This window comes from Frateuria sp. GZRe14 (genome assembly GCF_051900395.1).
In the GTDB taxonomy this organism is placed as follows: domain Bacteria; phylum Pseudomonadota; class Gammaproteobacteria; order Xanthomonadales; family Rhodanobacteraceae; genus Frateuria_A; species Frateuria_A edaphi.
In genome coordinates, this window is the sequence record NZ_JBHZGJ010000001.1 from 1,015,790 (window position 1) to 1,040,325 (window position 24,536).

At 68.1% G+C, this 24,536-nt stretch carries 24 protein-coding genes; 11 read left to right on the forward strand and 13 right to left on the reverse strand.

All coding sequences use genetic code 11. The features are described 5' to 3' along the window. Positions 1–59: 59 nt before the first annotated feature. A complete protein-coding gene (locus ACFWZ1_RS04560) occupies positions 60–644 on the reverse strand; it encodes an NUDIX hydrolase (RefSeq protein WP_439665594.1) in 585 nt (194 codons plus the stop codon). A 338-nt stretch (positions 645–982) separates the two neighbouring features. Here ACFWZ1_RS04560 and ACFWZ1_RS04565 point away from each other — a divergent pair, with 338 nt between their 5' ends. Beyond that, positions 983–2,020 carry a WD40 repeat domain-containing protein gene (locus ACFWZ1_RS04565; RefSeq protein WP_439665595.1) on the forward strand — a complete coding sequence of 346 codons (1,038 nt, stop codon included), beginning with the start codon at positions 983–985 and terminating at the stop codon, positions 2,018–2,020. Between the two features lie 62 nt (positions 2,021–2,082). Here the strand turns inward: ACFWZ1_RS04565 and ACFWZ1_RS04570 are convergent, their stop codons facing one another. From ACFWZ1_RS04570 to cdd, 4 genes are all read right to left on the reverse strand, one after another. Then, entirely contained in the window at positions 2,083–2,454 is a 372-nt protein-coding gene (locus tag ACFWZ1_RS04570; RefSeq protein WP_439665596.1) for a YciI family protein, read from the reverse strand. Between the two features lie 145 nt (positions 2,455–2,599). Continuing rightward, on the reverse strand, positions 2,600–3,505 hold the full coding sequence (locus ACFWZ1_RS04575; protein ID WP_439665597.1) for a 5'-3' exonuclease: 906 nt from the start codon (positions 3,503–3,505) through the stop codon (positions 2,600–2,602). Beyond that, positions 3,502–4,068, reverse strand: a complete 567-nt coding sequence (locus ACFWZ1_RS04580) for a nitroreductase family protein (RefSeq protein WP_231324095.1) — start codon at positions 4,066–4,068, stop codon at positions 3,502–3,504. Before ACFWZ1_RS04580 ends, ACFWZ1_RS04575 begins: the two co-directional genes overlap by 4 nt. A 127-nt stretch (positions 4,069–4,195) precedes the next feature. Next, positions 4,196–4,597, reverse strand: a complete 402-nt coding sequence (cdd, locus tag ACFWZ1_RS04585; RefSeq protein ID WP_231324097.1) for a cytidine deaminase — start codon at positions 4,595–4,597, stop codon at positions 4,196–4,198. A gap of 163 nt (positions 4,598–4,760) precedes the next feature. Between cdd and ACFWZ1_RS04590 the strand changes: the two genes are divergently transcribed. Continuing rightward, entirely contained in the window at positions 4,761–5,870 is a 1,110-nt protein-coding gene (locus ACFWZ1_RS04590) for an NAD(P) transhydrogenase subunit alpha (protein ID WP_439665598.1), read from the forward strand. A gap of 93 nt (positions 5,871–5,963) precedes the next feature. Here the strand turns inward: ACFWZ1_RS04590 and ACFWZ1_RS04595 are convergent, their stop codons facing one another. Genes ACFWZ1_RS04595 through ACFWZ1_RS04605 form a run of 3 tightly spaced genes read right to left on the reverse strand, consistent with a single transcriptional unit; the run spans position 5,964 to position 7,498 of the window. Next, complete coding sequence (locus ACFWZ1_RS04595) at positions 5,964–6,497, reverse strand: DUF3106 domain-containing protein (protein WP_439665599.1); 534 nt, start codon at positions 6,495–6,497, stop codon at positions 5,964–5,966. 3 nt (positions 6,498–6,500) lie between these two features. Beyond that, the gene (locus ACFWZ1_RS04600; protein ID WP_439665600.1) at positions 6,501–6,917 is read right to left on the reverse strand and encodes a hypothetical protein; all 417 of its coding nucleotides are present in this window, start codon (positions 6,915–6,917) and stop codon (positions 6,501–6,503) included. Beyond that, entirely contained in the window at positions 6,914–7,498 is a 585-nt protein-coding gene (locus ACFWZ1_RS04605) for an RNA polymerase sigma factor (protein ID WP_231324105.1), read from the reverse strand. Before ACFWZ1_RS04605 ends, ACFWZ1_RS04600 begins: the two co-directional genes overlap by 4 nt. Before the next feature lie 144 nt (positions 7,499–7,642). Between ACFWZ1_RS04605 and ACFWZ1_RS04610 the strand changes: the two genes are divergently transcribed. Together ACFWZ1_RS04610 and ACFWZ1_RS04615 are read left to right on the forward strand one after the other, a co-directional pair. After that, the gene (locus ACFWZ1_RS04610) at positions 7,643–7,945 is read left to right on the forward strand and encodes an NAD(P) transhydrogenase subunit alpha (RefSeq protein WP_231324107.1); all 303 of its coding nucleotides are present in this window, start codon (positions 7,643–7,645) and stop codon (positions 7,943–7,945) included. Beyond that, positions 7,945–9,372, forward strand: a complete 1,428-nt coding sequence (locus ACFWZ1_RS04615) for an NAD(P)(+) transhydrogenase (Re/Si-specific) subunit beta (protein ID WP_439665601.1) — start codon at positions 7,945–7,947, stop codon at positions 9,370–9,372. Before ACFWZ1_RS04610 ends, ACFWZ1_RS04615 begins: the two co-directional genes overlap by 1 nt. A gap of 62 nt (positions 9,373–9,434) precedes the next feature. On the opposite strand, the gene ACFWZ1_RS04620 is transcribed toward ACFWZ1_RS04615, so the two are convergent. After that, positions 9,435–9,857 carry a hypothetical protein gene (locus ACFWZ1_RS04620; RefSeq protein WP_439665602.1) on the reverse strand — a complete coding sequence of 141 codons (423 nt, stop codon included), beginning with the start codon at positions 9,855–9,857 and terminating at the stop codon, positions 9,435–9,437. A 230-nt stretch (positions 9,858–10,087) separates the two neighbouring features. Here ACFWZ1_RS04620 and sufT point away from each other — a divergent pair, with 230 nt between their 5' ends. The 4 genes from sufT to ACFWZ1_RS04640 all read left to right on the forward strand — a co-directional run bounded on the left by sufT (position 10,088) and on the right by ACFWZ1_RS04640 (position 19,065). Further along, entirely contained in the window at positions 10,088–10,645 is a 558-nt protein-coding gene (sufT, locus tag ACFWZ1_RS04625; protein ID WP_231324113.1) for a putative Fe-S cluster assembly protein SufT, read from the forward strand. 445 nt (positions 10,646–11,090) lie between these two features. Beyond that, a complete protein-coding gene (locus ACFWZ1_RS04630; RefSeq protein ID WP_439665603.1) occupies positions 11,091–13,235 on the forward strand; it encodes a M4 family metallopeptidase in 2,145 nt (714 codons plus the stop codon). A gap of 646 nt (positions 13,236–13,881) precedes the next feature. Next, on the forward strand, positions 13,882–16,242 hold the full coding sequence (locus ACFWZ1_RS04635) for a protease pro-enzyme activation domain-containing protein (protein ID WP_439665604.1): 2,361 nt from the start codon (positions 13,882–13,884) through the stop codon (positions 16,240–16,242). A gap of 492 nt (positions 16,243–16,734) precedes the next feature. After that, positions 16,735–19,065, forward strand: coding sequence for a protease pro-enzyme activation domain-containing protein (locus tag ACFWZ1_RS04640; protein WP_439665605.1), 2,331 nt, complete (start codon positions 16,735–16,737; stop codon positions 19,063–19,065). A 57-nt stretch (positions 19,066–19,122) separates the two neighbouring features. Here ACFWZ1_RS04640 and ACFWZ1_RS04645 read toward each other — a convergent pair whose 3' ends face one another. The 4 genes from ACFWZ1_RS04645 to wrbA all read right to left on the reverse strand — a co-directional run bounded on the left by ACFWZ1_RS04645 (position 19,123) and on the right by wrbA (position 22,445). Further along, positions 19,123–19,608, reverse strand: coding sequence for an asparaginase domain-containing protein (locus tag ACFWZ1_RS04645; protein ID WP_439665606.1), 486 nt, complete (start codon positions 19,606–19,608; stop codon positions 19,123–19,125). Between the two features lie 64 nt (positions 19,609–19,672). Beyond that, the gene (locus ACFWZ1_RS04650) at positions 19,673–21,307 is read right to left on the reverse strand and encodes an acyl-CoA dehydrogenase family protein (protein ID WP_439665607.1); all 1,635 of its coding nucleotides are present in this window, start codon (positions 21,305–21,307) and stop codon (positions 19,673–19,675) included. Between the two features lie 191 nt (positions 21,308–21,498). Continuing rightward, positions 21,499–21,849 carry a DUF2069 domain-containing protein gene (locus ACFWZ1_RS04655; RefSeq protein WP_439665608.1) on the reverse strand — a complete coding sequence of 117 codons (351 nt, stop codon included), beginning with the start codon at positions 21,847–21,849 and terminating at the stop codon, positions 21,499–21,501. After that, positions 21,846–22,445: an NAD(P)H:quinone oxidoreductase gene (wrbA, locus tag ACFWZ1_RS04660; protein ID WP_439665609.1), complete on the reverse strand. Its 600-nt coding sequence runs from the start codon at positions 22,443–22,445 to the stop codon at positions 21,846–21,848. Before wrbA ends, ACFWZ1_RS04655 begins: the two co-directional genes overlap by 4 nt. A gap of 70 nt (positions 22,446–22,515) precedes the next feature. Here wrbA and ACFWZ1_RS04665 point away from each other — a divergent pair, with 70 nt between their 5' ends. Genes ACFWZ1_RS04665 through ACFWZ1_RS04675 form a run of 3 tightly spaced genes read left to right on the forward strand, consistent with a single transcriptional unit; the run spans position 22,516 to position 24,510 of the window. Beyond that, positions 22,516–23,778: a YihY family inner membrane protein gene (locus tag ACFWZ1_RS04665; protein ID WP_231324130.1), complete on the forward strand. Its 1,263-nt coding sequence runs from the start codon at positions 22,516–22,518 to the stop codon at positions 23,776–23,778. Then, positions 23,775–24,242, forward strand: a complete 468-nt coding sequence (locus tag ACFWZ1_RS04670) for a TlpA family protein disulfide reductase (RefSeq protein WP_439665610.1) — start codon at positions 23,775–23,777, stop codon at positions 24,240–24,242. The genes ACFWZ1_RS04665 and ACFWZ1_RS04670 overlap by 4 nt, the downstream gene beginning before the upstream one ends. A gap of 1 nt (position 24,243) precedes the next feature. Continuing rightward, a complete protein-coding gene (locus tag ACFWZ1_RS04675; RefSeq protein WP_439665611.1) occupies positions 24,244–24,510 on the forward strand; it encodes an acylphosphatase in 267 nt (88 codons plus the stop codon). The last annotated feature ends 26 nt before the right edge of the window (positions 24,511–24,536 follow it).

Here is a 24,536-nt window from a genome sequence, read left to right on the forward strand (position 1 = left end):
GCAGTAGGGATGTCGATAGGAGGCGACACCCTCGGGAATCGGCCGCGGCCGTGAAATCTTTAGCGCGGATGCCCCGCCCGGGACCCGGCCTGGGCTGCGTGCTCCAGGAACCACAGTCCGGCGAACAGCTTCGGGTCGATCGAATAGCCCTCGGCGGCACGCGCGAACAGCCAGGCGCCGGCCTCCTGGCGGGGTACTTCATGGACCACGATATTCTCGCTCTCGTCCCCGCCGCCGGCGCCGACCCGGACCAGGTCGTGGGCGCGCACGAAGGCGATCATCTCGGTACTCATGCCCGAGGAGGAGGGGCCCTCGTGGATGAATTCCACCTGCCCGCAACGGTAGCCGGTCTCTTCCTCCAGCTCGCGCGCGGCCGCCAGCAGCGCGTTTTCGTCCAACTGCTCGGCCAGGTCGCCCACCAGCCCGGCCGGCATCTCGATGGTGTGCTTCAGGATCGACACGCGGTACTGCTCGACGAACAGCACGCGGTCCTCCGGCGTCACCGCCACGATGATGACCGCCCCGCCGGGATTGTTGCGCTCGGCATATTCCCAGCGTCCGCGCTTGCGCAGGCTGAGCCAGCGGCCTTCGCAGAGGGTTTCGACCGGGGCGCGGGCGTCGTCGGGGATGCGGTTGTCATTCATAAGGCGATCGGCGCAAGAAGTACGGCATGGTGCCGCGCTTGGCGTGGCCGGGCAATCCGCCTGCTTTCGGCGGCCGAGCAGGACACCGCGACCCGATGGGGATGGGCGTGAAAACCCCTGGCGACGCGCACCGGGATGCCAGGAGATCGCTTGCAACAAGCTCGCTGGCGGCGCTTCCTCCGGTGTCGAAGGAAGCCATTCCGTCGTGTCCGGACTCGCGCCTCGCATCCTAAACAGTGGCTTAAACGACTCTTCACGACGTGGCGCGCAGTCGAACTTCCGCACGGGCGCCGCGGCACTCAAAAGCACGCAGATCCGCGCGGCAAAGGGAGGCGGCCATGACTCTGCAACGCTCCGTTTCGGCGCTGGTCCTTGGCCTGTGCCTTTCGACGGGAGGCCTCCACGCCCAGACCTCCCCGCGGATCGTCTGGTCCGTTCCCACGCCCAGCGGGCTCGCCAATTCCATCGTCGGGGTCGGTTGGTCGCCCGCGGGCGGGCGCATCGCCGTCGGGTCGACAGATCGCTGGCTCCGCGCGCGGGCGGCGTCGAACGGGGCCCTCCAATGGTCGACGCTGCAGACCCCCATCGGCTCCGGTACCGCCGATCAGGCGATCTTCTCCACCGACGGCGCGATGATCGCCGCACACAACTCCGGGCAGGGATGGACCTGGCGAGTGCATCGCGCGGCGGATGGAGTGTTCGTCGGCAAGCTCGTCGGGACGTTACAGGCGAACGGCGTCGTCGTTTTTGCGCCGGATGCGCAGTTGGCCGCGTTCACAGGCGATGGCGGCTTCGATCATTGGAGCGTGGCGAGCTTTTCGACATTGAGCCTGGCCGGTACCGGTTACCAGAAGATCTCGACCAATTGGGTGTTCTCGCCGGACAACGCGCTGCAGGCTTCGGCGTCGCAAGGCACGATCACTATCCGGCGCCGCAGCGACGGCGCCGTTGTGCAGTTGATCAGCGGCGGTAACGTGCGCGGGACTACGCCCATGCAGTTCTCGCCCGACAGCATGACGCTGGCGGCGTACGCCCGCACGCCCAACGAGACGACTTTGTTCCGAGTCTCCGATGGCATGGTGTTGCGGCGGTTCACGAACCCGACGGCCAATGAAGACGTGTCCTTCGTGCGGTTTTCGCCGAGCGGGACGCGGCTTGTCACGACGGGATACCAGCCATTCGAAACGCCGGAAGGCTTCGACCAACGCGGCATCATCCGGTTCTGGCGCGTGTCCGATGGCTCCTTGCGCCACTCGTTCGCGACCGGCACGGGGCTGGGCGTGACATCTCCGGTCGCATGGAACCCTGCGTTCACGCGCTTCGCGTTTGGCACCTATGAGGGAAGCACCGTAGTCGCGACCGTTCCGTCGCCATGATGGCGAAAGGAACGCAACGTCGATTCGCACCGGCGTACGTCCCATCGGCTGCGTCAACGCCCTTATCGAGCCATGAAGAAATCCAGGGGGATAAGCTCGACGGCCCATCCACCTTCTTCGCCCAGAGTGGCGGCCGGGTGCATGGATGCGATGCCCAGCGCTTCGTCAAGGCTGTCCGCCTCGATGATGAAGAGGCCGCCCACCACTTCCTTCGATTCGGTGTAAGGCCCGTCGCTGACGTGCGTCCTGCCGCTGCGCGGGCGAAGTGTCCTCCAGCCGTCCAGGTCGCCGAGCGACGCGGAAACCAGCACCTTGCCGGTAGCGCGCATTTTCTCGTCCAGTGCCGGGCACTGGCTCACCAATGCCTTGACATCGTCCGGCGCCAGTTCGGCGAATTTTTCGGGGGTGAAGTAGGCTAGGCCGAGGTATTTCATGGGAACTCCGTTGTCTGTGATGCACTGACGACGAAAAGCGCGCCCTGAAATCGACAATGCTCGGCAAGGCGCTTGTCCCGGCCGCGGCCGGCCCGTGCGCTGCGGATCGAAAACGGGGGATTGCCCGCCATCGCGTGCGCGGACCTCAATCCGCCCCGAAGCCCGCCAACGCTCGCAATCGCGAGCGGGTCAGCGGACCGAGGCGCAGCTGATCGCACACCGCCTCCAGCTGTCCGTTGCCGGCTCGACGGCGCAGTGCGTCGGCGGCCGGCGCGACCGGTGCATCCAGCGCGATGCGGGTGAGGCGACGGCACAACAGGGCCAGCTCCGCGTGCTCGCGCAGCCGTGCGGCGCAGGCGGCCGCGCCGCGGATGCGCAGGAAGGCGACTTGGTCGACGCGTTCCAGCAGCACGTCCAGGCTGCCGAAGTGAGCGAGCAGGGCGGCGGCGGTCTTGGCGCCGATGCCGGGGACGCCAGGGATGTTGTCCACCGCGTCGCCGCACAGCGCCAGGTAGTCGGCGACCTGGTGCGGGTGTACGCCGAGCTTCTCGTGCACGCCGGCCGGTCCCCAGCGCACGTTGCGGGCGAAGTCCCATTGTTCGTCGCGCTCGCCCAGCAGCTGGCCGAAGTCCTTGTCGGCCGAGACGATCACGCTGTCCAGGCCGTGGCCGCGCAAACTCCACAGCGCGCTGCCGATCAGGTCATCGGCCTCGTAGCTGTGGTCGATCAGCACCGTGATGCCGAGCGCCTCGGTGATCGCGCGGCAGAGTACGAACTGGCGCTCCAGGTCCGGCGGCGGCAGTTCGCGGTTGGCCTTGTAGGCCGGGTAGATGGCGTTGCGGAAAGAACTGGTCAGCGAGGCATCGAAGGCCACCGCGACGTGTTCGGCGCGGCTCTTTTCCAGCAGCTCGCAGAGGAAACGGGTGAAGCCGTGCACGGCGTTGACCGGATGGCCGTCGGCGTCGTGGAACTGGTCGGGCATCGAATGCCAGGCGCGGAACACGTACAGGCTGCCGTCGACCAGGTGGACGGCGGGCGTCGCGGTGGTCATGGCGTCCACGTCGAAAGCACCTCGGCGACGGTCGGTCGTTCGCGGTCGGGCACCTCGATCTGTGGCGTGCCGACATGCACGAAGCCGATTACCCGCTCGTTGCCAGCCAGCCGCAGGATCGCGGCGACGGCCTCGTCGTAGGCCGCCCAGCCGGTCAGCCACTGCGCCCCGTAGCCCAGCGCATGCGCGCCCAGCAGCAGGTTGTAGGCCACGCAACCGGCGGCGATCTCCTGCTCGATCGGCGGGACCTTGCTGCCCGCGGTGACCCGCGCGACCACGACCAGCACCAACGGGGCGAAGGCGTAGCGAGTGCGCTCCTTCTCGCGCTTGGACTCGGACAACGCCGGGTTGCGCGCGGCAATGGCGGCCAGCTGGTCGCCGAACGCCTGCTTGGCGTCGCCGCGCAGTTCGATCAAACGGAACGGCACCAGCTTGCCGTGGTCCGGCACACGCACGGCGGCTTCCAGCAGTGCGTGCAGTTCGGCACCCTGTGGCGCCGGCTCGCCGAGCTGGCGCGAAGGGACGGAGTGGCGCTGCATCAGCAGCTCGAGCGCAGGGGGCATGGCGGGCTCGGAAAAGGGCGGGCCGCCCATGATAGCCGCCACGGCCGGGTGAGGTCGGTGTGCGCAGGGTGGGCTTCAGACCTGCGCCCTCGCGACAGTGAGGGCGAAGCCATCCCGCGCTCCGGGATCAGGGCAGGCGGAACGAACCGGGCAGCAGCCGTCCGACGGTGGTCTCCTCCAACGCATCGGCGAGGTTGCCCATCAGCACCGGCATGGCCTCGTCACAGAGTTCCGCCATCACCTGCCGGCAGGCGCCGCAGGGGCTCACCGGCCCGGGCGTGTCGGCGATCACCGCCAGCTGCACGAAATCGCCAGGCCGGCAACCGGCCGCGATGGCGTTGAACAGCGCGGTCCGCTCGGCGCAGTTACACAAGCCGTAGGAGGCGTTTTCCACGTTGCATCCCGTGAAGGTACGGCCGTCGCGGGTGGTGACGGCGGCGCCGACGCGGAAGTTCGAATAGGGCGCATAAGCCAGCTCGCGCGCTTCGCGGGCGGCGAGCATCAGCGGATCGACGACGGGAACGGGCATCGGAGTAAACATGGGATCTCCCTTGCAAAGACCCCGTGTGCGCCAGCCGTGGCACTGCCGGTGGGCCAGTCTACTGCGCCCGGCTCGGCGCCGGTCAAGCGGGCCGGTGCTTGCGGCCCTGGCCGTTGGGCTAGGATGAGCTGTCAGGTCCCGGGGGAACCGTATGGCGATCACGGTAGGCGCGTTGCGCGAGGTGGCGGCGGGCGAGCGGCGGGTGGCGATCACGCCCGAGATCGCGCGCAAGCTGCGCGGCAAGGAAGTGCGGGTGCTGCTGGAGCACGGTGCAGGGGCGGCCGCGGGCTTCCCGGATGCGACGTACGTCGATGTCGAGTTTGGCGATGCTTCGCAGGTGCTGGCGCAGTCGGACCTGCTGGCGTGTGTGTTGCCGCCGACGGACGAAGCGCTGGGCCAGTTGCGCGAGGGCGCCATCGTGGTCGGCCAGCTGCGTCCGCACGGCGCGGCCGCGCGCATCGCGGCGCTCGGCAAGCGGCGGCTCACCGCTTTTGCGCTGGAACTGCTGCCACGCACCACCCGCGCGCAAGCGATGGACGTGCTCAGTTCCCAGGCGGCGGTGGCCGGCTACCGCGCGATGTTGATCGCCGCCGAGGCCTGCCCGAAGTTCTTTCCCATGCTGACCACCGCCGCCGGGACCATCCGCCCCTCGCGCGTGCTGGTGATCGGCGCCGGTGTCGCGGGCCTCCAGGCGATCGCCACGGCGCGGCGGCTTGGCGCGCAGATCGAGGGCTACGACGTGCGGCCGGAAACGCGCGAGCAGGTCGAATCGCTGGGCGCCAAGTTCCTGGATCTCGGTGTCAGCGCCGCCGGCAGCGGCGGTTACGCGCGCGAGCTGTCGGAGGATGAGCGTCGCGCGCAGCAGCAGGCGCTGGCCGAGCATTTGAAGGTCGTGGACGTGATCGTGAGCACCGCGGCGGTGCCCGGTCGCCCGGCCCCGAAGATCCTGACGGCGGCGATGGTGGAAGGCATGAAGCCGGGCGCGCTGATCGTGGACCTCGCCGCCGAGAGCGGCGGCAACTGCGAGCTGACCCGGCCGGGCGAGCGCGTGGATCATTCCGGGATCACCATCCTCGGTCCGCTGAACCTGCCGGCTGGTGCACCGTTGCATGCGTCGGAGATGTACGCGCGCAACGTGTTCAACTTCGTCGAGCTGCTGTTGCGCGATGGCGCGCTGCAGCCGGATTTCGAGGATGAGCTGGTTGCCAGGACCTGTCTAACGCATGGTGGCGAGCCGCGGTTTCCTGGTCAGGCGGCGTAGCCCCGCACACCCTCCGGAAGGAAGATTTCCGGACCGCCGAGCACTCAGCCCGCTCCCCACCCCAAGGGGAGGCCGGGCAGGGATGGATTCCAGTCAGTGCCCTGGCGGACGCCGTGGCGGCGGAGGCGGCGCGGGCGGGGGCGGTCCCGGCGGATGCTCAAGCCCCTGCAAACGCTGTTCGATCGTCTGCGAGCGCCACTGCCGCAGCAGCCGCTCGCGCTGGTCGGGCGGCATGTGCTGGAACTGTTCGTAGGCCTCGTGCAGTCGCGCGCGCTGCTCCGGCGGCAGGCGGTGGAACTTGTGCATGTTTTCGCGGGCGCGTTCGCGCTGTTCGGGCGACATCGTCTGCCAGCGGGCGATGCGCTGACGGATCTCCTCGCGCCGGTCAGGCGGCAGGGTGACCCAGTGTTCGGCGCGCTTGAGCATGTGCGCCTGCTTGCGTGGCGACATCTCGTTCCAGTGGCCGCGCAGCGGGGCGAGCACGTCCTGCTGGGCCGGATCCAGGCTTTGCCAGGGGCGCGCAGCCGCGGGCGCGGAAGAGGCGCTGGGCGGCGGCGCGTCCTGCGCGTGCAGCGACGCCACGCCGGCCAGGGCGAGCAGCAGTGGGAGCAGTGCGAAGCGGGTCATGGGTCAGCGACGTACCTTCACGCGGTCGTTGGCGGCCAGCCAACCGTAGAAATCGAGGTTTTGATACAGCTGCGGATCGGCGCTGTCGGCGTCCGGCGGCAGGTCGCTGTCGGCATCGACGGTGGTCGCCGCCGGCACCGCGCGCGAAGGCGCGTGGTCCATGTTGCGCAGCGGTTGCCAGATCATCAGCGTCGCCAGCGCGAGCACCGCGAAGGCGCCGGCCGGCAGCAGCAGGCGCGGAACCAGCTTGGCGGGCGCCGGTCGCGCGGCGTCCAGCGCCTGCCGGCGCGCGGCGCGCAGGCGGCCGGCGGTGGCCGGGTCGAGTTGCCGGCTGGCATCCAGGTACAGCGCGCGGGCGCGCCGGGCCAGCTTGTCGGGATCGGGCCTGTCAGGACGGGACTTGTCGGGATCGGGCGTCATTGCCAGTCCTCCAGTTGGTCGCGCAGGTGGTGCATGGCGCGCGAAAGGTGGGTTTTCACGCTGCCTTCGGAGCAGCCCATCGCCTGGGCGGTCTGCGCCACGTCCAGGCCTTCGAGCATGCGCAGCAGGAACGCTTCGCGCTGGCGCTGCGGCAGGCGTTGCACCGCGGCGGAGATGTCGGCCCAGGACTGGCTGTCGTGCAGCCGCTGCAGTGGGCTCGGGCCGTTGTCGGGCGGCTCCCAGGCGGGCAGGTCCTCGCCGTCGTCGTCGCGTCCACCAAGCCAGCCGACCACGATCGAGCGCACCTTGCGGCGACGCTGCAGGTCCACGATCCGCCGGCGCAGGATGCCCCAGAACAGCGGCGTCCATTCCTGTGCGGGCTTGTCCCGGTAGCTCCTGACCAGCCGCAGCATGGCGTCCTGCACCGCGTCGAGCGCGTCCTCGCGGTGGCCCAGCTGCAATTCGGCCAGGCGGAAGGCGCGGCGTTCCACGTCGGCCAGGAACGCGTCCAGCGTCGCCGGCACGGCGCGTTCCTGGGGCACCAGCAGGTCGCTGTCCAGGGTGCCTGCAAGGCTGTTCATGGCATCGAGATCCGCGTCATCGGCTCGCTGGCCCGGTTCCGGTTCGGTCGGATGCTTCAACGCGGCAGGCTCGCACGGGTTGACGCGCGACCGTATGATGCGGTCACAACCGCTCGAAGGGGCGCGCGGACAGGGGAAGGGGTCATGCTCGACGGTTTCCTGGCGCTGTATGTCTTCATGCTCGCGGCCTTTACGGGCTACGAGATCATCGCGCGGGTGCCGGTGATCCTGCACACGCCGCTGATGTCCGGTTCGAACTTCATTCACGGGATCGTGCTGGTCGGCGCCATGATCGCGCTGGGGCACGCGCAGACGCCACTGGAAATCGGTATCGGCTTCGTCGGCGTGCTGCTGGGCGCCGGCAACGCGGCTGGCGGCTACGTGGTCACCGAGCGGATGCTGGAGATGTTCAAGTCCAGCCGCCCCGGCGGCGGGGAGCCCCGCTGATGGCCTGGCTGCCGTGGGTGATCAAAGGCTGCTACTTCCTCGCCGCGTTGCTTTTCATCCTGGGCCTGAAGCGCATGAGTTCCCCGCGCAGCGCGCGCGGCGGCATCGTGTGGGCCGGCGTGGGCATGGCGCTGGCGGTGGTGGCGACTTTCGCGCTGCCGGGGCTGGCCAACCGCGGACTGATCCTGGCCGCGTTGGTGCTGGGCACACTGGCCGCGTGGTGGTCCGGACGCCGCGTGGCGATGACCGCCATGCCGCAGATGGTCGCGCTGTACAACGGCATGGGCGGCGGCGCGGCGGCGGCGATCGGTGCGGCCGAGCTGGTCGCCTTCTCGGGTGCGGCGGTCACCCTGCTCGACGGTGGCCGCTTCACCGCGGACGGGGAAGCGCCCGGCACCGTGCAGCTCGTGCTGGCGGTGCTGGGTGCGTTGATCGGTGCGGTGAGCTTTTCCGGTTCATTGATCGCCTTCGCCAAGTTGCAGGGCTGGCTGGACCGGCGTTTCGTGTTTCCGGGGCAACGCGCGTTCAACCTGCTGTTGCTGGTGCTTGCCATCGCGCTGGGCGCGGTACTGGTCACCGGCACGCTGGCGCCGTGGGCTATCGCGGCATTCTTCGCGCTGGCACTGCTGTTCGGCCTGATGATGACGCTGCCGATCGGCGGTGCCGACATGCCCGTGGTGATCTCGCTGTACAACGCGTTCACCGGGTTGGCGGTGGCGTTCGAGGGTTTCGTGCTGGGCAACGAGGCGATGATCATCGCCGGTACCGTGGTCGGCGCTGCCGGCACGCTGCTCACCCAGCTGATGGCCCGTGCGATGAACCGCTCGCTGGGCAACGTGCTGTTCGGCAGTTTCGGCGCCACCACGGGCGCGGCGCAGGCAATCGGCGGCGCGCAGAAGCCGATCGAGGCGAGCGACGCGGCCGTGATGATGGCCTACGCCGAGCGCGTGGTGATCGTGCCCGGCTACGGCATGGCCGTGGCGCAGGCACAGCACAAGGTGTGGGAGTTCGCGCGGCAGCTGATCGAGCGCGGCGTCAAGGTGAAGTTCGCCATTCATCCGGTGGCCGGGCGCATGCCGGGGCACATGAACGTGCTGCTCGCCGAGGCGGGCGTGCCGTACGACCTGATCGCGGACATGGACGAGATCAACGCCGAATTCCCAAGCACCGACGTGGCGCTGGTGATTGGCGCCAACGACGTGGTCAACCCGCTCGCCAAGACCGACCCGGCCTCGCCGATCTACGGCATGCCGATCCTGGACGTGGCGGCGGCGCGGAACGTCATCGTGGTCAAGCGCGGCAAGGGCACCGGTTTCGCCGGCATCGAGAACGCGCTGTTCTACGCCGACAACGCGCGCATGCTCTACGGCGACGGGCAGGCGGTGGCGGCAGAGCTGGTGGCGGCGCTCAAGGCGCTGGACGCGTAGCGGCGTAGCGTGGGTGTCGGTACACGAGGGCTCGTTCGGGAAGCGGCGCGCTGAAGCCCGCCCTAGGAAGCCTTTCGCGGCTGGCGACTGGCGATCCAGCCGGCCAGCAGCGCGCCGGCCAGGGTGAACGCGATACCGGTCGGCCGTACCGCCAGTTCGGCCAGCGACAGCAGCATCGTCAGGCCGGCGCCGCGCAACGCGTCGAGCAGGCCGATGCCCATGGAGCCGGCGATGCGCGCGGCGGCAGTCAGCACGTCCACGTAGGCGGCAGCCAGTACGGTCGCGCCCGCGGCCAGCACAGCTGCCACGCGCCCGGCCGGTCGCACCCAACTGCGGATGGCCAGCGCCAGCAGGGCGCCGACCAGCGGCGCAAGCGCGGGCAGCGGGCGTTGCAGCGCCATCGTCGGAAGCATCCAGACCGCGCCGGCAGCGAGGCCCAGCATGGCTGCGCTGAAGGCGGCGAACAGCAGCGGGATCAGGCGCACGGGCAAAGCCCATGCGGTGGCGGAAGGTCGAACGGCATGCGGCTCCCGGATCGTCGAAACAAACGCACATGATAACCCGCACAAGCGTCCAGCCCGGCTGCGAGCGCGTGTGCATTGCTTGAGATCGGCCGTCCCGGCCTGATCTTGATCAGCGGGATACGCCGCGGGCGCGGCATAATAGGTCGCTTCCGCCGCGTCCCCGCGCGGCCTTGAGTATCGGCAGGATCGGCATGAGTGGTTTCAGTCTGAGCAGCGAACCCTTCACCCTGGAACGCGACTGCGTGGCCGTGATGGTTCCGCAGGGCGAGAGCGTGACGCTGCCGGCCGGCCAGATCGGGTACATCACCCAGGCCCTGGGCGGCAGCTTCACCGTGTACGTGGAAGGCAACCTGTTCCGCATCGCCGGCCACGACGCCGACGCGCTGGGCAAGGAGCCGCCGCCGCCGATCGAGCTGGCCGCCGATGCGAGCGACCAGGACGTGGAGAAGCTGGTCTGGCAGCAGCTGCGCACGGTGTTCGACCCGGAGATCCCGATCAACGTGGTGGAACTGGGGCTGGTCTATGACGTGTCGATCGAAGCGGGCGACAACGCCACGCGCAAGGTCTACGTAAAGATGACACTGACCGCGCCCGGTTGCGGGATGGGCGATATCTTGGTCGACGACGTGCGCACGAAACTGGAGCTGATCCCGACGGTCGGCGAGGCGGATGTCGACCTGGTGTTCGATCCGCCGTGGAATCATTCGATGATGTCCGATGCGGCCAAGCTTGAGACCGGCATGCTCTAGCGAGGTCTTCGAATCGGCTTCCAAAGCCCGGCCCGGCCGGGCTTTTTTTGTGCGTGGGCCACGCGGGCCGGCCCGTCTGTAACCGCGCTGTGACGCGGTTTTCGCAAGGTCCTAACACGGCCCATCACAGTTCAAACCCCTAGGAAAAATTCACCCTTGTTGCACCGTAATTTCCTGCTTATTGTCGACGAATCCGTTGGCGGGGAGGTTGACGGATGGTCCTGCAGCGACGTCGGGGGAGTTCCTGACTCGCCCTCGCATGATGAGCCCGCGTACTGCCCTCTCATGGAAGGAAGGGGGAGAAGCAGCGCGCATCGGGATGCAGCAGGGACCGTTGGCAATAAGCACGTGGTGCCGTGCCTGACACGGCCAATTCACGCATGGGGTCCGAAGTGACCGCATCAGGTTCGCTCGCCCCGAATTTCTCTTTTATGGAGTACCTGAAATGCCAAGTAATGTCCGTCTGAAGCTCCTGGTTGCCGCCATCGGCATGGCGTGTGCCTCCACCGCGATGGCAGCAAACAGCGAGCACGTGAACGTGCAAAACCTCGGTGCGGTGCCGGCCGGCAGCCTCGCGACGCGCCTGAACCTCGGCGCGAACATGTCGTTGACCGCGCGCAGCACCGCCCACCTGCCCAACGGCAAGCAGGTCGTGCGCCAGCAGCAGATGTACCGCGGCGTGCCGGTATACGGCCGCAGCGTTGCGGTGGAACAGGACGCGCACGGGAACGTGCTGCACGCCTCCGGCAACGTGATGAAGCTGCCGGCGAACCTTGCCGCGCCGCTGTCGGTCACCCCGAAGCTGAGCGGGGCCCAGGCCATCGCCAAGCTGCAGGCCCACGCGCACACCACGCTGGCCGGCGGCGCGTCCATCTACAACAAGAAGGCCGACCTGTTCGTCTATCCGCAGGAAAATGGCTCGCCGCGCCTGGTCTACCTCACCTCCTACGTCGTCGGTGGCCAGCATCCGAGCCGTCCGACCGCGATCGTCGATGCGCACACCGGCGCGGTGATCCAGAGCTGGGATGGCCTGACCGACGCCACGGCCAACGGTCCCGGCGGCAACCAGAAGACCGGCGAGTACTACTACGGCACCGACTACCCGGCGCTGCAGGTCACCCAGTCCGGCAGCACCTGCACCCTGCAGAACACCAACGTCGTCACCTACAACCTCAACCACGGCACCAGCGGCGGCACCCTGGTCAGCTTCACCTGCCCGACCAGCAACACCGACCCGATCAACGGCGCCTACTCGCCGGTCAACGACGCCCACCACTTCGGCGGCGTGGTCCACGACATGTACGTTGCGTACAACGGAGCGCCCCCGCTCAACATGCAGCTGCGCATGAACGTGCACTACAAGAGCAACTACGAGAACGCGTTCTGGGACGGCACCGCGATGTACTTCGGCGATGGCGCCAGCACCTTCTATCCGCTGGTTTCGCTGGACGTGACCAGCCACGAGATCAGCCACGGCTATACCGAGCAGAACTCCGGCCTGCAGTACAGCGGGCAGTCGGGCGGCATGAACGAAGCCTATTCGGACATCGCCGGCGAAGCGGCCGAATTCTATGATCGCGGCCAGGCCGACTTCCTGGTCGGCGCCGACATCATGAAGAGCGGCACCGCGCTGCGCTTCATGTGCAACCCCCCGCAGGATGGCGGCTCGATCGACAACGCGGCCGACTACACCAGCGGCCTGGACGTGCATTATTCGTCCGGCGTCTATAACAAGGCGTTCTGCCTGCTCGCAAAGACGTCCGGCTGGGACGTGAAGAAGGCCTTCCAGTCGTTCGCGCTGGCCAACAAGTCGTACTGGACCGCGACCTCCAACTTCAACGACGGCGCCTGCGGCGTGGAGTCGGCCGCGACCGCCCTCGGCTATAGCTCGACCGATGTGGCGGCGGCCTTTACCCAGGTGGGTGTCACCTGCCCGACCGGTGGCGGTGGCGGCGGTGGCAGCACCGTCGAACTGCAGAACGGCGTGGCCGTGACCGGCGTGTCCGGTTCGGCTGGCCAGGATCACGACTACCTGATCAAGGTGCCCGCGGGCGCTTCCAATCTGGTGATGTCGATCTCCGGCGGCAGCGGCGATGCGGACCTGTACACCAAGTTCGGCTCGGCGCCGACGCTCAGCAGCTACGACTGCCGTCCGTACAAGACCGGCAACAGCGAGAGCTGCTCGGTCTCCTCGCCGCAGACGGGCACCTACTACATCAAGGTGCACGGCTACTCCTCGTACTCCAGCGTGACGGTGAAGGCGTCCTACAGCACCAGCGGTGGCAGCGGCGGCGGCACTACCTCGGTCAGCCTGCCGACCGTGAGCACCGGCAACTGGTCGGCCACCTACACCGAGACGGTGCAGGCCGGTCACACGGCGAAGTTCGCCATCTCCGGCGGCACCGGTGACGCAGACCTGTACGTGCGGGCCGGCGCCGAGCCGACCACCACCAGCTACAGCTGCCGTCCGTACCTCACCGGCAACAACGAGAGCTGCAGCTTCACCCCGTCGACGACCACCACCTATTACATCAAGGTGCGTGCGTACCAGACGTTCTCGGGCGTGACGCTGACCGAAACGCTCAACTGAGGTCGGTCCTGGGGGCCGCGTCTGGCAATCGACGCGGGCTTCCCGGGTCCAGTAAACCCCGGCTTCGGCCGGGGTTTTTTTATGCCCGCAGCCTGAAAACGCGGGATCGCCAGGTACCACGCCTGCTCGCTGCTGGTACCGGCGTCTTCTGGCGTCATCGCCGTGAACGGGTGGTTCGCCCAACGCGGCTTGCGCTGCCAGGGCCGATTCGGAGGCGCACCGACCCTGCATTGCCCCCAAGCTAACTCGACGGTCGGCGGAAACGACCGGATCGGTGCATTTGCAAACCGCCTCATTTATTTGCGAATAAATGAAAATTAAATCGAAAGATAATGCGCATTGAAAATGCGTGTAGGTAATGGATTTCGGTTATTTTTCCTATTGACCGCGTATTTTCAAAAGCTCTAGTTTTCTTCGGTCCGATCGCCACGGCTGGCGACCGGCATTCCGGACTGACGCCTGCGACGACAGCAGGCGCACCTTCAGAACCGCAGCGCGACGCTTCCAGGGAAAAGGGGAGGAGCGTCCGTTCGAGGGGACGGGATCGCTGCAAGCAATCAGGCGCCGCACACGTGCGGCATATGCGCATGGGGTCCGGCGACCGCATCGGTGTCGCTCGGCCCGAAAAAACATACAGGAGTTGGACATGGCAACAGATGTACGCATCAAGCTGCTGGCCGCTGCGCTGGGCATGGCCGTCGCCGGCTCGGCGGCCGCCGTTACCACCCATCCGGCGATGGTGTCGCTCGGGCACGCCCCGGCGCTGCACACGGGCGAAACCCTCATTGGGCCGCTCTCTTCCACGCAGCCGCTGCATGTCGAGGTGGCACTGAAACTGCGCAACCAGACACAGCTGCACAGCTTCATCGCGAGCGCGCATTCGTCCAGTCGGCTGGTCGCGCAGCGCACGATGTCGGCCCAGCAGTTCCGCGCCAACCACGCGCCGACGCAGGGCCAGGCCGACGCCGTCGCCGCCTACCTGCGCCAGGCCGGCTTCACCAACGTCAGGATCGCGCCGAATCGCCTGCTGGTCTCCGCCGACGGCACTGCCGACGTGGCTTCGGCGGCCTTCGGCACCCAGTTCGCCAAGGTGCGCGACAAGCATGGCCGCGCTGCCTTCATGAACACCAGCGAGCCCCGCGTGCCAGCGTCGATCGCCGACAGCGTGCTGTCGGTGCTCGGCCTGCAGAACGTGCACTACGCGCACACGGTGGCGCACTACCAGCCCAACGGGCTGACGCCGCAGGCGATCACCGGCCACAACCCGACCGAGTTCGCCTCGATCTACGGTGGCGCCGGCGCGCCGACCGGCGCCGGGGTGACGGTCGGCATCATCACCCAGGGCAAGATCACCCAGACCATCACCGACCTCAATACCTTCACCTCGAACAACGGCCTGCCGACCGTCACCACGCAGACGATCAACACCAACGGCACCAGCTCCGACACCAGCGGCGTGGGCGAGTGGAACCTGGACAGCCAGGACATCGTCGGCATGGCCGGTGGCCAGGTCGGCAAGCTCGTTTTCTACAACATCCCGACGCTGTCCAACGCGAACCTCACCGCCGACATCAACAAGGCGGTCTCGGACAACACGGCCAAGGTCATCAACGTCTCGCTGGGCGAGTGCGAAACCGACGCCCAGGGCGACGGCTCCGCGGCCGCCCAGGACCAGGCCTTCGAGCAGGCGGTCGCGCAGGGCCAGACCTTCTCGATCTCGACCGGCGACAGCGGCGCCGACGAGTGCGGCAACGGCGGCACCACGCCGAGCTGGCCGGCGGCCTCGCAGTACGTGATCGCCGTGGCGGGCACCAAGCTCGATGCCTCCACCACGAGCTGGAACGGCGAGACCGTGTGGAACGAGCTGGCCGCCAACGAAGGCGCCACCGGCGGCAGCGAGAGCACCTTCGAACCCAAGCCGAGCTGGCAGACGCTGTGGTCGGGTAGCCACCGCGGCGTAGCCGACGTGGCCTTCGACGGCGATCCGGAATCCGGTTCCAAGGTGATCGTCAACGGTTCGATCCAGCAGATCGGCGGCACCAGCCTGGCCGCGCCGCTGTTCGCCGGCTTCTGGTCGCGCGTGCTGGCGGCCAAGGGCACCGGCGTGGGCTTTGCCGGCCCGCTGGTTTACCAGCTGCCGGCCTCGGACTTCCATGACGTCATCTCGGGCAACAACGACGGCGAGACGGCCGGCGCGGGCTACGACCTGGCCAGCGGCCGCGGCAGCATCATCATGGCCAGCGCCATCAACGACATCGGTGGTGGCGGTGGCGGCACCAACAACCCGCCGGTCGCCAACTTCGGCGACATGGTCAGCGGCCTGGCCGTCAGCTTCACCGACAGCTCCACCGACAGCGACGGTTCGATCGCCTCGCGCTCGTGGAACTTCGGCGACGGCACCAGTTCCACGGCCACCAACCCCAGCCATACCTATGCGGCTGCGGGCACCTACAACGTCACCCTGACCGTGACCGACAATGACGGCGCCACCGACAGCACCAGCAAATCGGTGACCGTCAGCGGCGGCGGTGGCGGCAGCAGCCAGCTGCTGGGCAACACCGGTTTCGAGACGGGCTCGGCGGCGCCCTGGACGGCTTCGTCCGGCGTGATCGACAGCAGCAGTTCCGAGCCGGCGCACCAGGGTTCGTGGAAGGCCTGGATGGATGGCTACGGCAGCAGCCACACCGATACCGTCTCGCAGCAGGTGAGCATCCCCAGCGGCAAGACCTCGGCCACGCTGCAGTACTACCTGCACATCGACACCGCCGAGACCACCGGCTCGACCGCGTACGACAAGCTGACCGTGCAGGTGCTCAACAGCTCCGGCACCGTGCTGGGCACGTTGGCGACCTTCTCCAACCTCAACAAGGTTTCCGGCTACGCGGTACATACCGCCAGCCTGTCCAAGTACATCGGGCAGACGGTGACGATCCGCTTCCGGGGCGTGGAGGATTCCTCCCTGCAGACCTCGTTCGTGCTGGACGACGTGACCCTGACCGTGCAGTGACGTCAGACGCCGGGGCACGTTCATCCGCTGCCTCGGCATTTTTCGATGGTAATGACACGCCCGGCCAAACGCCGGGCGTTTTTTTTGTCGAAAAAATCCGATGCCGTGGCCGCAGAGTTAATGCGCAAGAAATTACGCATATGCACGCGGTATTTACATCGATAAATGCCATGGATTACCTAATCACATTTTGAAAAATTCCTATTGACGGTCCCTTTCCCGGAGCCCATGGTCGGTCCGCTCCGTCGCAGGGAAGTCGACGAGGCGTCCTGTCGTGGCCCCGCCACCGAAGGTGATGACGGCGCCAGCTGCCGGACCGATACGCAACGCGCCTCCGCAGGGAATTCCAGGGGAGAAGGCGCCCGGCCCGACGGCACGCGGGATCGCTGGCCATCAAGAACCGGAACGGTCGCACCAGCGACTCACACGCATGAGGTCCGCACGGGCCGCATCGGGGCCGTGCGTCTTTGAAAATCGAAAGGGAGATTTGCCATGACCCGTGTATTCCGCCTCACCCTGCTGGCTGCCGCGCTTGCCGCGGCCACCGCCACCTCCGTCTGCGCCGCCGACGCCCAGGTCGCCATCGGGCACGCCCCGCGCCTGCACGCGGGCGAGCGCATCGTCGGACCGCTGGCGGCCTTGCAGCCCATGCACATCGAGGTCGCGCTGAAGCTGCGCAACCAGGCGCAGTTGCAGAGCTTCATCCAGGCGGCGCGGTCGCCGAGCCTGCTGATCGCACAGCGTGCGATGAGCGCGCAGCAGTTCGTCGCCGACCACTCGCCCACGCAGGACCAGGCCAATGCCGTGGCGACCTACCTGCGCAAGGCCGGCTTCACGAACGTCCGTATCGCCGCCAACCGGCTGCTGGTCTCAGCCGACGGCACCGCCGACGTGGCCACCGCCGCCTTCGGCACGCCGTTCGCGAAAGTGCGCGACCGGCAAGGCCGCGCGGCCTTCATGAACACCGGCGACGTGCGCATTCCCGCGTCGCTGCGCGGCAGCGTGCTCTCGGTCGTCGGCCTGCAGGACGTCCATCGGCCGCACACGTTGGTGAAGCTGCGCAGCAGCGGACTGAGCCCGCAATCGGTGACCGGCCACAACCCGGTCGACTTCTCGGCGATCTACGGCGGTGCCGGCGTGCAGAGCGCGGCGGGCGTGACGGTGGGAATCATCACCCAGGGCAAGATCACCCAGACCATCACCGACCTCAATACCTTCACCTCGAACAACGGGCTGCCGGCGGTCACCACGCAGACCATCAACACCAATGGCACCAGTTCGGATACCAGCGGCGTGGTCGAGTGGAACCTGGACAGCCAGGACATCGTCGGCGCCGCCGGCGGGCAGGTCGGCAAGATCATCTTCTACAACATTCCCACGCTGTCCAACGCCAACCTCACCGCCGACATCAACAAGATCGTGTCGGACAACCAGGCCAAGATCATCAACGTCTCGCTGGGCGAGTGCGAAACCTATACCCAGCAGGACGGCTCGGCCGCGGCGGACGACCAGGCCTTCCAGCAGGCGATCGCGCAGGGGCAGACCTTCTCGGTGTCCTCGGGTGATTCCGGCGCCGACGAATGCGGCGACGGCGGCACCACGCCCAGCCAGCCGGCTAGCTCGCCCTACGTGGTGGCGGTGGGTGGCACCACGCTCAACACGTCCGGCACCACCTGGAACGGCGAGACGGTATGGAGCGGCACCGGCGGTAGCCCGAGCACCTTCGAGCCGCAGCCGAGCTGGCAGAACGGGGTGGTGCCGGGCAGCACCCGCGGCGTGCCCGACATCGCCTTCGACGGCGATCCGAACAGCGGCGCGGTGATCGTGGTCAACGGCGCCAGCGAGCAGGTCGGCGGGACCAGCCTGTCGGCCCCGATCTTCGCTGGCGTGTGGGCGCGGATGCTGGCGATCAAGGGCACCGGCCTGGGCTTCGCGGCGCCACTGCTCTACCAGTTGCCCGCGTCGGACTTCCACGACGTCACTTCCGGCAACAACGGCGGCGAGAGCGCGAGCGCAGGCTGGGACTTCACCACTGGCCGCGGCAGCCTGATCATCGCCAACGTCGCCAACGACCTGGGTGGCGGCGGTGGCGGCAACACGCCGCCGGTCGCCGGCTTTGGCGATTCGATCAGCGGGCTGACGGTAAGTTTCACCGACAGCTCCAGCGACAGCGACGGCTCGATCGCCTCGCGCTCGTGGAACTTCGGCGACGGTGGCGCTTCGACGGCACCCAACCCGAGCCACACCTATGCGGCAGGCGGGACCTACAACGTCACCCTGACAGTGACCGACAACGATGGCGCCAGCGACAGCGTCACGCACGCCGTAACGGTCAGCGGCGGCGGTGGCGGCGGCAGCCAGTTGCTGGGCAATACCGGCTTCGAGACCGGTTCGGCCGCGCCGTGGAACGCCACCAGCGGCGTGATCGACAGCAGCAGCGCGGAGCCGGCCCACCAGGGCTCGTGGAAGGCGTGGCTGGACGGGTACGGCCAGAGCCACACCGACCGCCTCACGCAGCAGGTCAGCATTCCGAGCGGCAAGAGCACGGCCACACTGCAGTACTACCTGCACATCGACACCGCCGAGGGCACCTCCACGCGCGCGTACGACAAGCTGAAGGTGCAGGTGCTCAACAGCTCGGGCACCGTGCTCGCCACGCTGGCGACATTCTCCAACCTCAACGCCGCTTCGGGCTACGTGGTGCATACGGCGAACCTGGCGCCGTACATCGGGCGGACCGTGAAGATCCGCTTCGTGGGGACGGAGGACTATTCGCTGCAGACATCGTTCGTGCTTGATGACGTGACGCTGACGGTGCAGTGACGCAAACGGCGAGGGGCCGCCTGGCGGCGGCCCCTCGTTCCACGTCCGGACGTTCGCTCAGGCCTGCTCGAAACGATTTGCGTCGCGGTTCTTGCGCACTTTGGCCGGATCCCACACGCGGCCGTTCATGGTGATGTAGACGCCATCCGGCAGCGTCTGCACGGCGGCCACGGCGCAGCCGATGTTGAACACCGCATCGGAACCCTGGAATCGCGCCGGGTTCAGCGCGCCCGTCAGCACGATCACCTTGCCCGGGATGGACGCGAGTTCTCGCGCGGTCTCGACCATGGTGTCGGTGCCGTGCGTGACCAGCACGTGCCGGTGCGGCTGCGCCTCGATGGTCGAGCGCACCAGCGCGCGGTCCTCGGCGCCCATGTGCAGGCTGTCCTTGCGCAGGATCGGGATCACGTCGAACGCGAACGCCACGCCGAGCTGGCCGAGAATCTCGCCGATCTGCGGCGCGCCGATCTTGTAGTCCGACTTGTCGTCGAAATAGATCTTGTCGATGGTGCCGCCGGTGGTGACGATGGTCAGGTGCTGCATGGTGGCTTCGAAGGCAGGTGGGGCGGGTAGTTTAGCGGCTCGTGGTGAGGCGGGCGGAAACCCATCACAACAACAACCGCGTATCGGCCAGGTTCGCCGTCGCCAACCGGTCCAGGCCGTGCGCCACGAACCGCCGCAGCGCCGCACCCGGGCGCATGTCGCAGCGTCCGCGGGCAAACGTGGACTGGCGGGCGAGCAGGGCGGCCGCGGCACAGCGGGCCAGCGTGAGCGCCAGCCCGCGGGCCGAGGCTTCCAGGTCCGCACGATCGTTGCGCGACGCCTGCAGTTGCCGCGACGCGGCCTGGAAGGCGGCATGGATCGGTGCCACGGCTTCGGGCTCATGGCAGCCGTCGACCCACCCGGCGATCGCGGTGCGCAGCGCGTCCAGGCCCTCGCCGAGCGCGCGCAGGCTGTCCAGCGCGAGCACGTTGGTGGTGCCTTCCCAGATCGCGTAGACCTGCGCGTCGCGCAACAGTTGCGGCAGGCCGGTGTCCTCGATGTAGCCGGCGCCACCGAAGCACTCCAGCGCCTCGGAGCAGAGCGCTACCGCGACCTTGCCGGTCCAGAGCTTCGCCAGCGGCGTGAGCAGGCGCAGCAGCGCAGTTTCGTGCGGCGCCGCGAGGTCCTGTTCGACGCGACCCAGCAACTGCACGACCTCGAAGGCCAGCACGAACGCGCCCTCGAACTCGGCGCGCATGTCCGCCAGCGTGCGTGCATGCAGGGGCTGCTCGATCAATGGACGGCCGAACGCCTCGCGGTGCGCCGCGTAGTCGCACGCCAGCGCCAGCGCGCGAGCCATGCTCGCGACCGCGCAGACCGCGTTCCAGGTGCGCGTGACGTTGAGCATCGGCGCCACCTGGCGCACGCCCTGGGCCAGCTCGCCCAGTGGCCAGGCGGGCAGGCCATCGAGGTGGATCTCGGCGGTCGGCAGCTCGCGGGTGCCGAGCTTGTCCTTCAGGCGGTCGACGACAAGCTCCGGTTTTCGCGCTGCGCCGTCCATCGTCTCGACGTAGAACAGGGCCAGGGCGGCAGTGCCGTCGCCGGCTCCTTCCGGGCGCGCGAGCGCGAGCGCCGCTTCGCCGACCACCGCCGAGCTGAACCACTTGCGTCCGTGCAGACGCCACTGGCCGGCTTCATCCCGTCGCGCGAGGGTGCCGGTGTGGCCCACGTCGGAGCCGCCGGCGGTCTCGGTCATCCATTGTCCGCTCAGCCAGAAGGTGGCTGGATCTCGGCTCAGGAAATGCGGCAGCGCGCGGTCGATCAGCGCCTGGTTGGCCGAAGCCTTGAGCGCCGCGATGGCGCCGTCGGTCATCGCCAGCGGGCAGGTGTAGAACTCGCTGGCCAGGTGGTAGAGGTAGACGCGCGCGAACTGTTCCAGTCGCGCGTGTTCGTGCGGCTCGTGGCCGGCGGCCAGGATCGCGTGACGAGTGGTCAGGCCGGGGCCTTCCTGCCAGGCCGCGGTCAGCTCGATGCGGTCCACGCGTTGGCCCCAGGCATCCCAGCGCGTGAGCACCGGCGTCCGTGGCGTACTGCGGCGGGCCCGCTCCCAGGCGAGCTGGGCGTAATCGCCCAGGGCGTCGAGGTCGGCATCCAGCGCCGGGCGTCGTTGGGCAGGGATCACCCGGTCCAGCAAGGCCAGCAGCGTACGGTCGTTGCGGTAAGGGTGGACCAGCTGCGGCGCGGTCTGCAGGAAATCCATGGTGCGTTCCTGTTTGCAGGATACGCGCGAGTATAGGTGCCGGTTCGTGGGTGGGGCGCGAGGCCCCGCGACGTCGGCGTTACGCGCCTGCGCTCAGGGTGAGCGGTGGCATTCTGCCGAGGTGCGCTGAGCGTACGCGCAGATGGAAGCCGAGCGCTTGCCTCATCCTCGTTTCAACCGGCAACGTCAGCTCAGCCTTGCGGCTTCCTGCGCTTCACGCCCGCTCCGAGCGCCACGATCAACAGTAGCGTCAGTCCGATCTCCGCGAGCGCCAGCCACTTTTCCGTTGGCGCGCTCCACGCCTCGGCCACGCCGTGGCAGAAATAGAACAGGCCGAGGATGCCCACCCACAGCAGCGCGCGGCGCAGGTCCGGCAGCGCGGTGAGCGGCACCAGCAGTGGCACCACCGTGACTCCCAGGACCAGCCAGGTCGGCAGGTGTTCGGGGCGGGCGAGCCAGCCGTGCCACACCAGTTGCAACGCGATCAGCGCGAACCATGCGATCCGGCCGATGCGATAGGGCAGCGCGATCGGCGTGCTCATGCGGACGTCGCCAGCTTGCGTGCGGTTTCGCCCAATCGTCGCCCCAGCGCGCGGGCCAGTTCCCGCTCGTGCTCGCTGATCGCGTTGTCGCCCTTGGCGCCGGCAACATGGCTGGCGCCGTAGGGCGTGCCGCCGCTGCCGGTGGCGGTCAGCGCCGGCTCGGTATAGGGAATGCCCAGCAACAGCATGCCGTGGTGCAGCAGCGGCAGGGCCATCGTCAGCAGAGTCGATTCCTGCCCCCCATGCATGGTGCTGGTGGAGGTGAACACCGCCGCGGGCTTGCCAGCCAGCGTACCGCTCGCCCACTCGGCGCCGGTGGTGTCCAGGAAATGCTTGAGCGGCGCGGCCATGTTGCCGAAGCGCGTGGGGCTGCCCAGCGCCAGGCCGGCGCACTCGGCCAGATCCGCGCGGCTGACGTAGGGCGCGCCCTCCTCGGGCACGGGTGGTTGCGCCGTCTCGGTAACTGGCGCGACCGGTGGCACCTGGCGCAGGCGCGCCTCCAGACCGGCTTCTTCCACGCCGCGGGCGATCAGACGAGCAAGCTGGGCGGTGTGGCCGCTTCGGCTGTAGTAGAGGACCAGGATCGTCAGGCTCATGCGGGCTCGGTTGGGCGTTCGCGGGCGATCGGGTAGTGTAGCGGCCGCCTTCCGCTTGATGGTGCCGTCCATGGCCTGGCGTTTCGACCGCGACCGCGCGCTCAGCTTCAGCCGCTTCATCTGGCAGCGGTTCATCGACGACAAGTGCTTCGAGACCGCCGGCGCGCTGTCCTACACCACGCTGGTCTCGCTGGTGCCGCTGATGGTGGCGGTGCTGGCGATGCTGTCGGTGTTCCCGGTGTTCCAGAGCGCGCGCGACGTGCTGCTCACCTTCGTGTTCCAGAACTTCCTGCCGGCGACGGTGGCGAAGGTGCAGGCCACCCTGCAGACCTTCGCCGCCAACGCCAGTCAGCTGACCGGCATCAGCATCCTGGTGATGTTGTTCAGCGCGCTGTCGATGATGATCAGCATCGAGGACCGCCTGAACCGGATCTTCCGCGTGCACCAGGCGCGCAGCTGGAGTTCGCGCCTGCTGCTGTACTGGGCGGCGCTGACGCTCGGGCCGATCCTTGCGGTCGGCGGCATCGCGGTGACTTCGTACGTCACGGCCATGCCGCTGCTCGCCGGCGCCTACGCGCAACTGGGCCTGGGCCAGCGCCTGCTCGGCGTGCTGCCGTTCGTGGTGACCTTCATCACCCTGTGGCTGATGTACGCGGCGATCCCCAACTGCAAGGTGCGCCGCAGCGATGCGGCGATCGGCGCACTGCTCGGCGCGGTGATGTTCGAGATCGCGCGCTGGGGCTTCACGCTGTTCGTCAGCAACGCGCAGAGCTACCAGCAGATCTACGGCGTGCTGGCGACCATCCCGATCTTCCTCTTGTGGATCTACCTGTCCTGGGTGATCGCGATCCTTGGCGCTTCGGTGGCCGCGTCGCTATCGGCGTACGAGTACCACGCGCCAGCGGCGACCCTTCAGGAAGGCGCAGAGTTCCTTGGCCTGATGGTGGTGCTGCGCCACTTCGTCGAGGCGCAACGCAAGGGCTGCAGCGTGGACCCGGCGACCGTGCGCCTGCAGGAGCCCTACCTGCGCAGCGCCAGCATCGCCACGTACTTCGACGACCTGCAGCGGGCCGACCTGATCCAGCGTGGCGAAGCCGGCGGCTGGCTGCTCAGTCGCAGCCTCGACAGCACCGACCTGCTGCGGGTGTATCGTCACACCAATTACCGTCTGCCGCTGCAGCCCGTCGACGAAGCGCGGGCCCTGGGCATCAACCTCCCGGCCGCGCTGATCGAACTGCTGGCCGAGGTCGCGCGGATGCTTGACGACACGCTTGGCCGACGGCTGGACCACACTTTCCCGCCGCCGCCGGAACCGGAGACCCCCGTCCCATGAAGCTCGCCCCGCTCGCCCTTGCCGCGTGCCTGCTTGCCGCCGCCATTCCCGTGCAGGCGGCCATGCCGGCTCAGCCGTCGCTGAAAGTGACCACCCTGGACGGCAAGCCTTTCGACCTGGCCGCGCAGCGCGGGCACTGGGTGATCGTGAACTTCTGGGCGACCTGGTGCGTGCCCTGCATCAAGGAGATGCCGGACATCTCGCAATTCGTCACGACGCACGCCAACGTGCGTGCGATCGGGCTGGCTTATGAGGACAGCGACAAGGCGGACATCCAGGCCTTCCTCGCCAAACACCCGGTGAGCTACCCGATTGCCCAGGTCTCGCTGGACGATTCGCCGAAGGATTTCGACGAACCGCGCGGTTTGCCCACCACCTACCTGATCTCGCCGGATGGCCACGTGGCCAAGCGCTTCGTCGGTCCGGTGACCGGCCAGTCGCTAGACGCGGCGATCGGCCAGTGACATGGCGGCCGCGCGTTTCCTCGTCAGTGGTCGGGTGCAGGGCGTGTTCTATCGCGCGAGCACCCGCGGCCAGGCGCGGCAACTGGACCTGACCGGCCACGTCCGAAACCTGCCGGACGGCCGCGTCGAGGTGGTTGCGCATGGTTCGGCCGAGGCGCTGGACGCGCTGGAACGTTGGTTGTGGCAGGGCCCGCCGGCGGCGGAGGTGGAAGGCGTCGAGCGCGCGCAGCATGACGGTGAGGCGCCGCGTTCTTTCACGACGGGCTGAACCCGGCGGGTGGACCAAAAACCGAC

Excerpts from the sequence above, each read along its gene's own strand:
- sufT (WP_231324113.1), top strand. The coding sequence starts at position 10,088 with ATGAGTGGTTTCAGTCTGAGCAGCGAACCCTTCACCCTGGAACGCGAC.
- ACFWZ1_RS04575 (WP_439665597.1), bottom strand. The coding sequence starts at position 3,505 with ATGACCACCGCGACGCCCGCCGTCCACCTGGTCGACGGCAGCCTGTAC.
- cdd (WP_231324097.1), bottom strand. The coding sequence starts at position 4,597 with ATGCCCGTTCCCGTCGTCGATCCGCTGATGCTCGCCGCCCGCGAAGCG.
- ACFWZ1_RS04615 (WP_439665601.1), top strand. The coding sequence starts at position 7,945 with ATGGCCTGGCTGCCGTGGGTGATCAAAGGCTGCTACTTCCTCGCCGCG.
- ACFWZ1_RS04600 (WP_439665600.1), bottom strand. The coding sequence starts at position 6,917 with ATGACGCCCGATCCCGACAAGTCCCGTCCTGACAGGCCCGATCCCGAC.
- ACFWZ1_RS04630 (WP_439665603.1), top strand. The coding sequence starts at position 11,091 with ATGCCAAGTAATGTCCGTCTGAAGCTCCTGGTTGCCGCCATCGGCATG.
- ACFWZ1_RS04645 (WP_439665606.1), bottom strand. The coding sequence starts at position 19,608 with ATGCAGCACCTGACCATCGTCACCACCGGCGGCACCATCGACAAGATC.
- ACFWZ1_RS04565 (WP_439665595.1), top strand. The coding sequence starts at position 983 with ATGACTCTGCAACGCTCCGTTTCGGCGCTGGTCCTTGGCCTGTGCCTT.
- ACFWZ1_RS04580 (WP_231324095.1), bottom strand. The coding sequence starts at position 4,068 with ATGCCCCCTGCGCTCGAGCTGCTGATGCAGCGCCACTCCGTCCCTTCG.
- ACFWZ1_RS04655 (WP_439665608.1), bottom strand. The coding sequence starts at position 21,849 with ATGAGCACGCCGATCGCGCTGCCCTATCGCATCGGCCGGATCGCATGG.
- ACFWZ1_RS04675 (WP_439665611.1), top strand. The coding sequence starts at position 24,244 with ATGGCGGCCGCGCGTTTCCTCGTCAGTGGTCGGGTGCAGGGCGTGTTC.
- ACFWZ1_RS04650 (WP_439665607.1), bottom strand. The coding sequence starts at position 21,307 with ATGGATTTCCTGCAGACCGCGCCGCAGCTGGTCCACCCTTACCGCAAC.
- ACFWZ1_RS04670 (WP_439665610.1), top strand. The coding sequence starts at position 23,775 with ATGAAGCTCGCCCCGCTCGCCCTTGCCGCGTGCCTGCTTGCCGCCGCC.
- ACFWZ1_RS04665 (WP_231324130.1), top strand. The coding sequence starts at position 22,516 with ATGGCCTGGCGTTTCGACCGCGACCGCGCGCTCAGCTTCAGCCGCTTC.
- ACFWZ1_RS04560 (WP_439665594.1), bottom strand. The coding sequence starts at position 644 with ATGAATGACAACCGCATCCCCGACGACGCCCGCGCCCCGGTCGAAACC.
- wrbA (WP_439665609.1), bottom strand. The coding sequence starts at position 22,445 with ATGAGCCTGACGATCCTGGTCCTCTACTACAGCCGAAGCGGCCACACC.
- ACFWZ1_RS04610 (WP_231324107.1), top strand. The coding sequence starts at position 7,643 with ATGCTCGACGGTTTCCTGGCGCTGTATGTCTTCATGCTCGCGGCCTTT.
- ACFWZ1_RS04570 (WP_439665596.1), bottom strand. The coding sequence starts at position 2,454 with ATGAAATACCTCGGCCTAGCCTACTTCACCCCCGAAAAATTCGCCGAA.
- ACFWZ1_RS04635 (WP_439665604.1), top strand. The coding sequence starts at position 13,882 with ATGGCAACAGATGTACGCATCAAGCTGCTGGCCGCTGCGCTGGGCATG.
- ACFWZ1_RS04605 (WP_231324105.1), bottom strand. The coding sequence starts at position 7,498 with ATGAACAGCCTTGCAGGCACCCTGGACAGCGACCTGCTGGTGCCCCAG.
- ACFWZ1_RS04590 (WP_439665598.1), top strand. The coding sequence starts at position 4,761 with ATGGCGATCACGGTAGGCGCGTTGCGCGAGGTGGCGGCGGGCGAGCGG.
- ACFWZ1_RS04595 (WP_439665599.1), bottom strand. The coding sequence starts at position 6,497 with ATGACCCGCTTCGCACTGCTCCCACTGCTGCTCGCCCTGGCCGGCGTG.
- ACFWZ1_RS04640 (WP_439665605.1), top strand. The coding sequence starts at position 16,735 with ATGACCCGTGTATTCCGCCTCACCCTGCTGGCTGCCGCGCTTGCCGCG.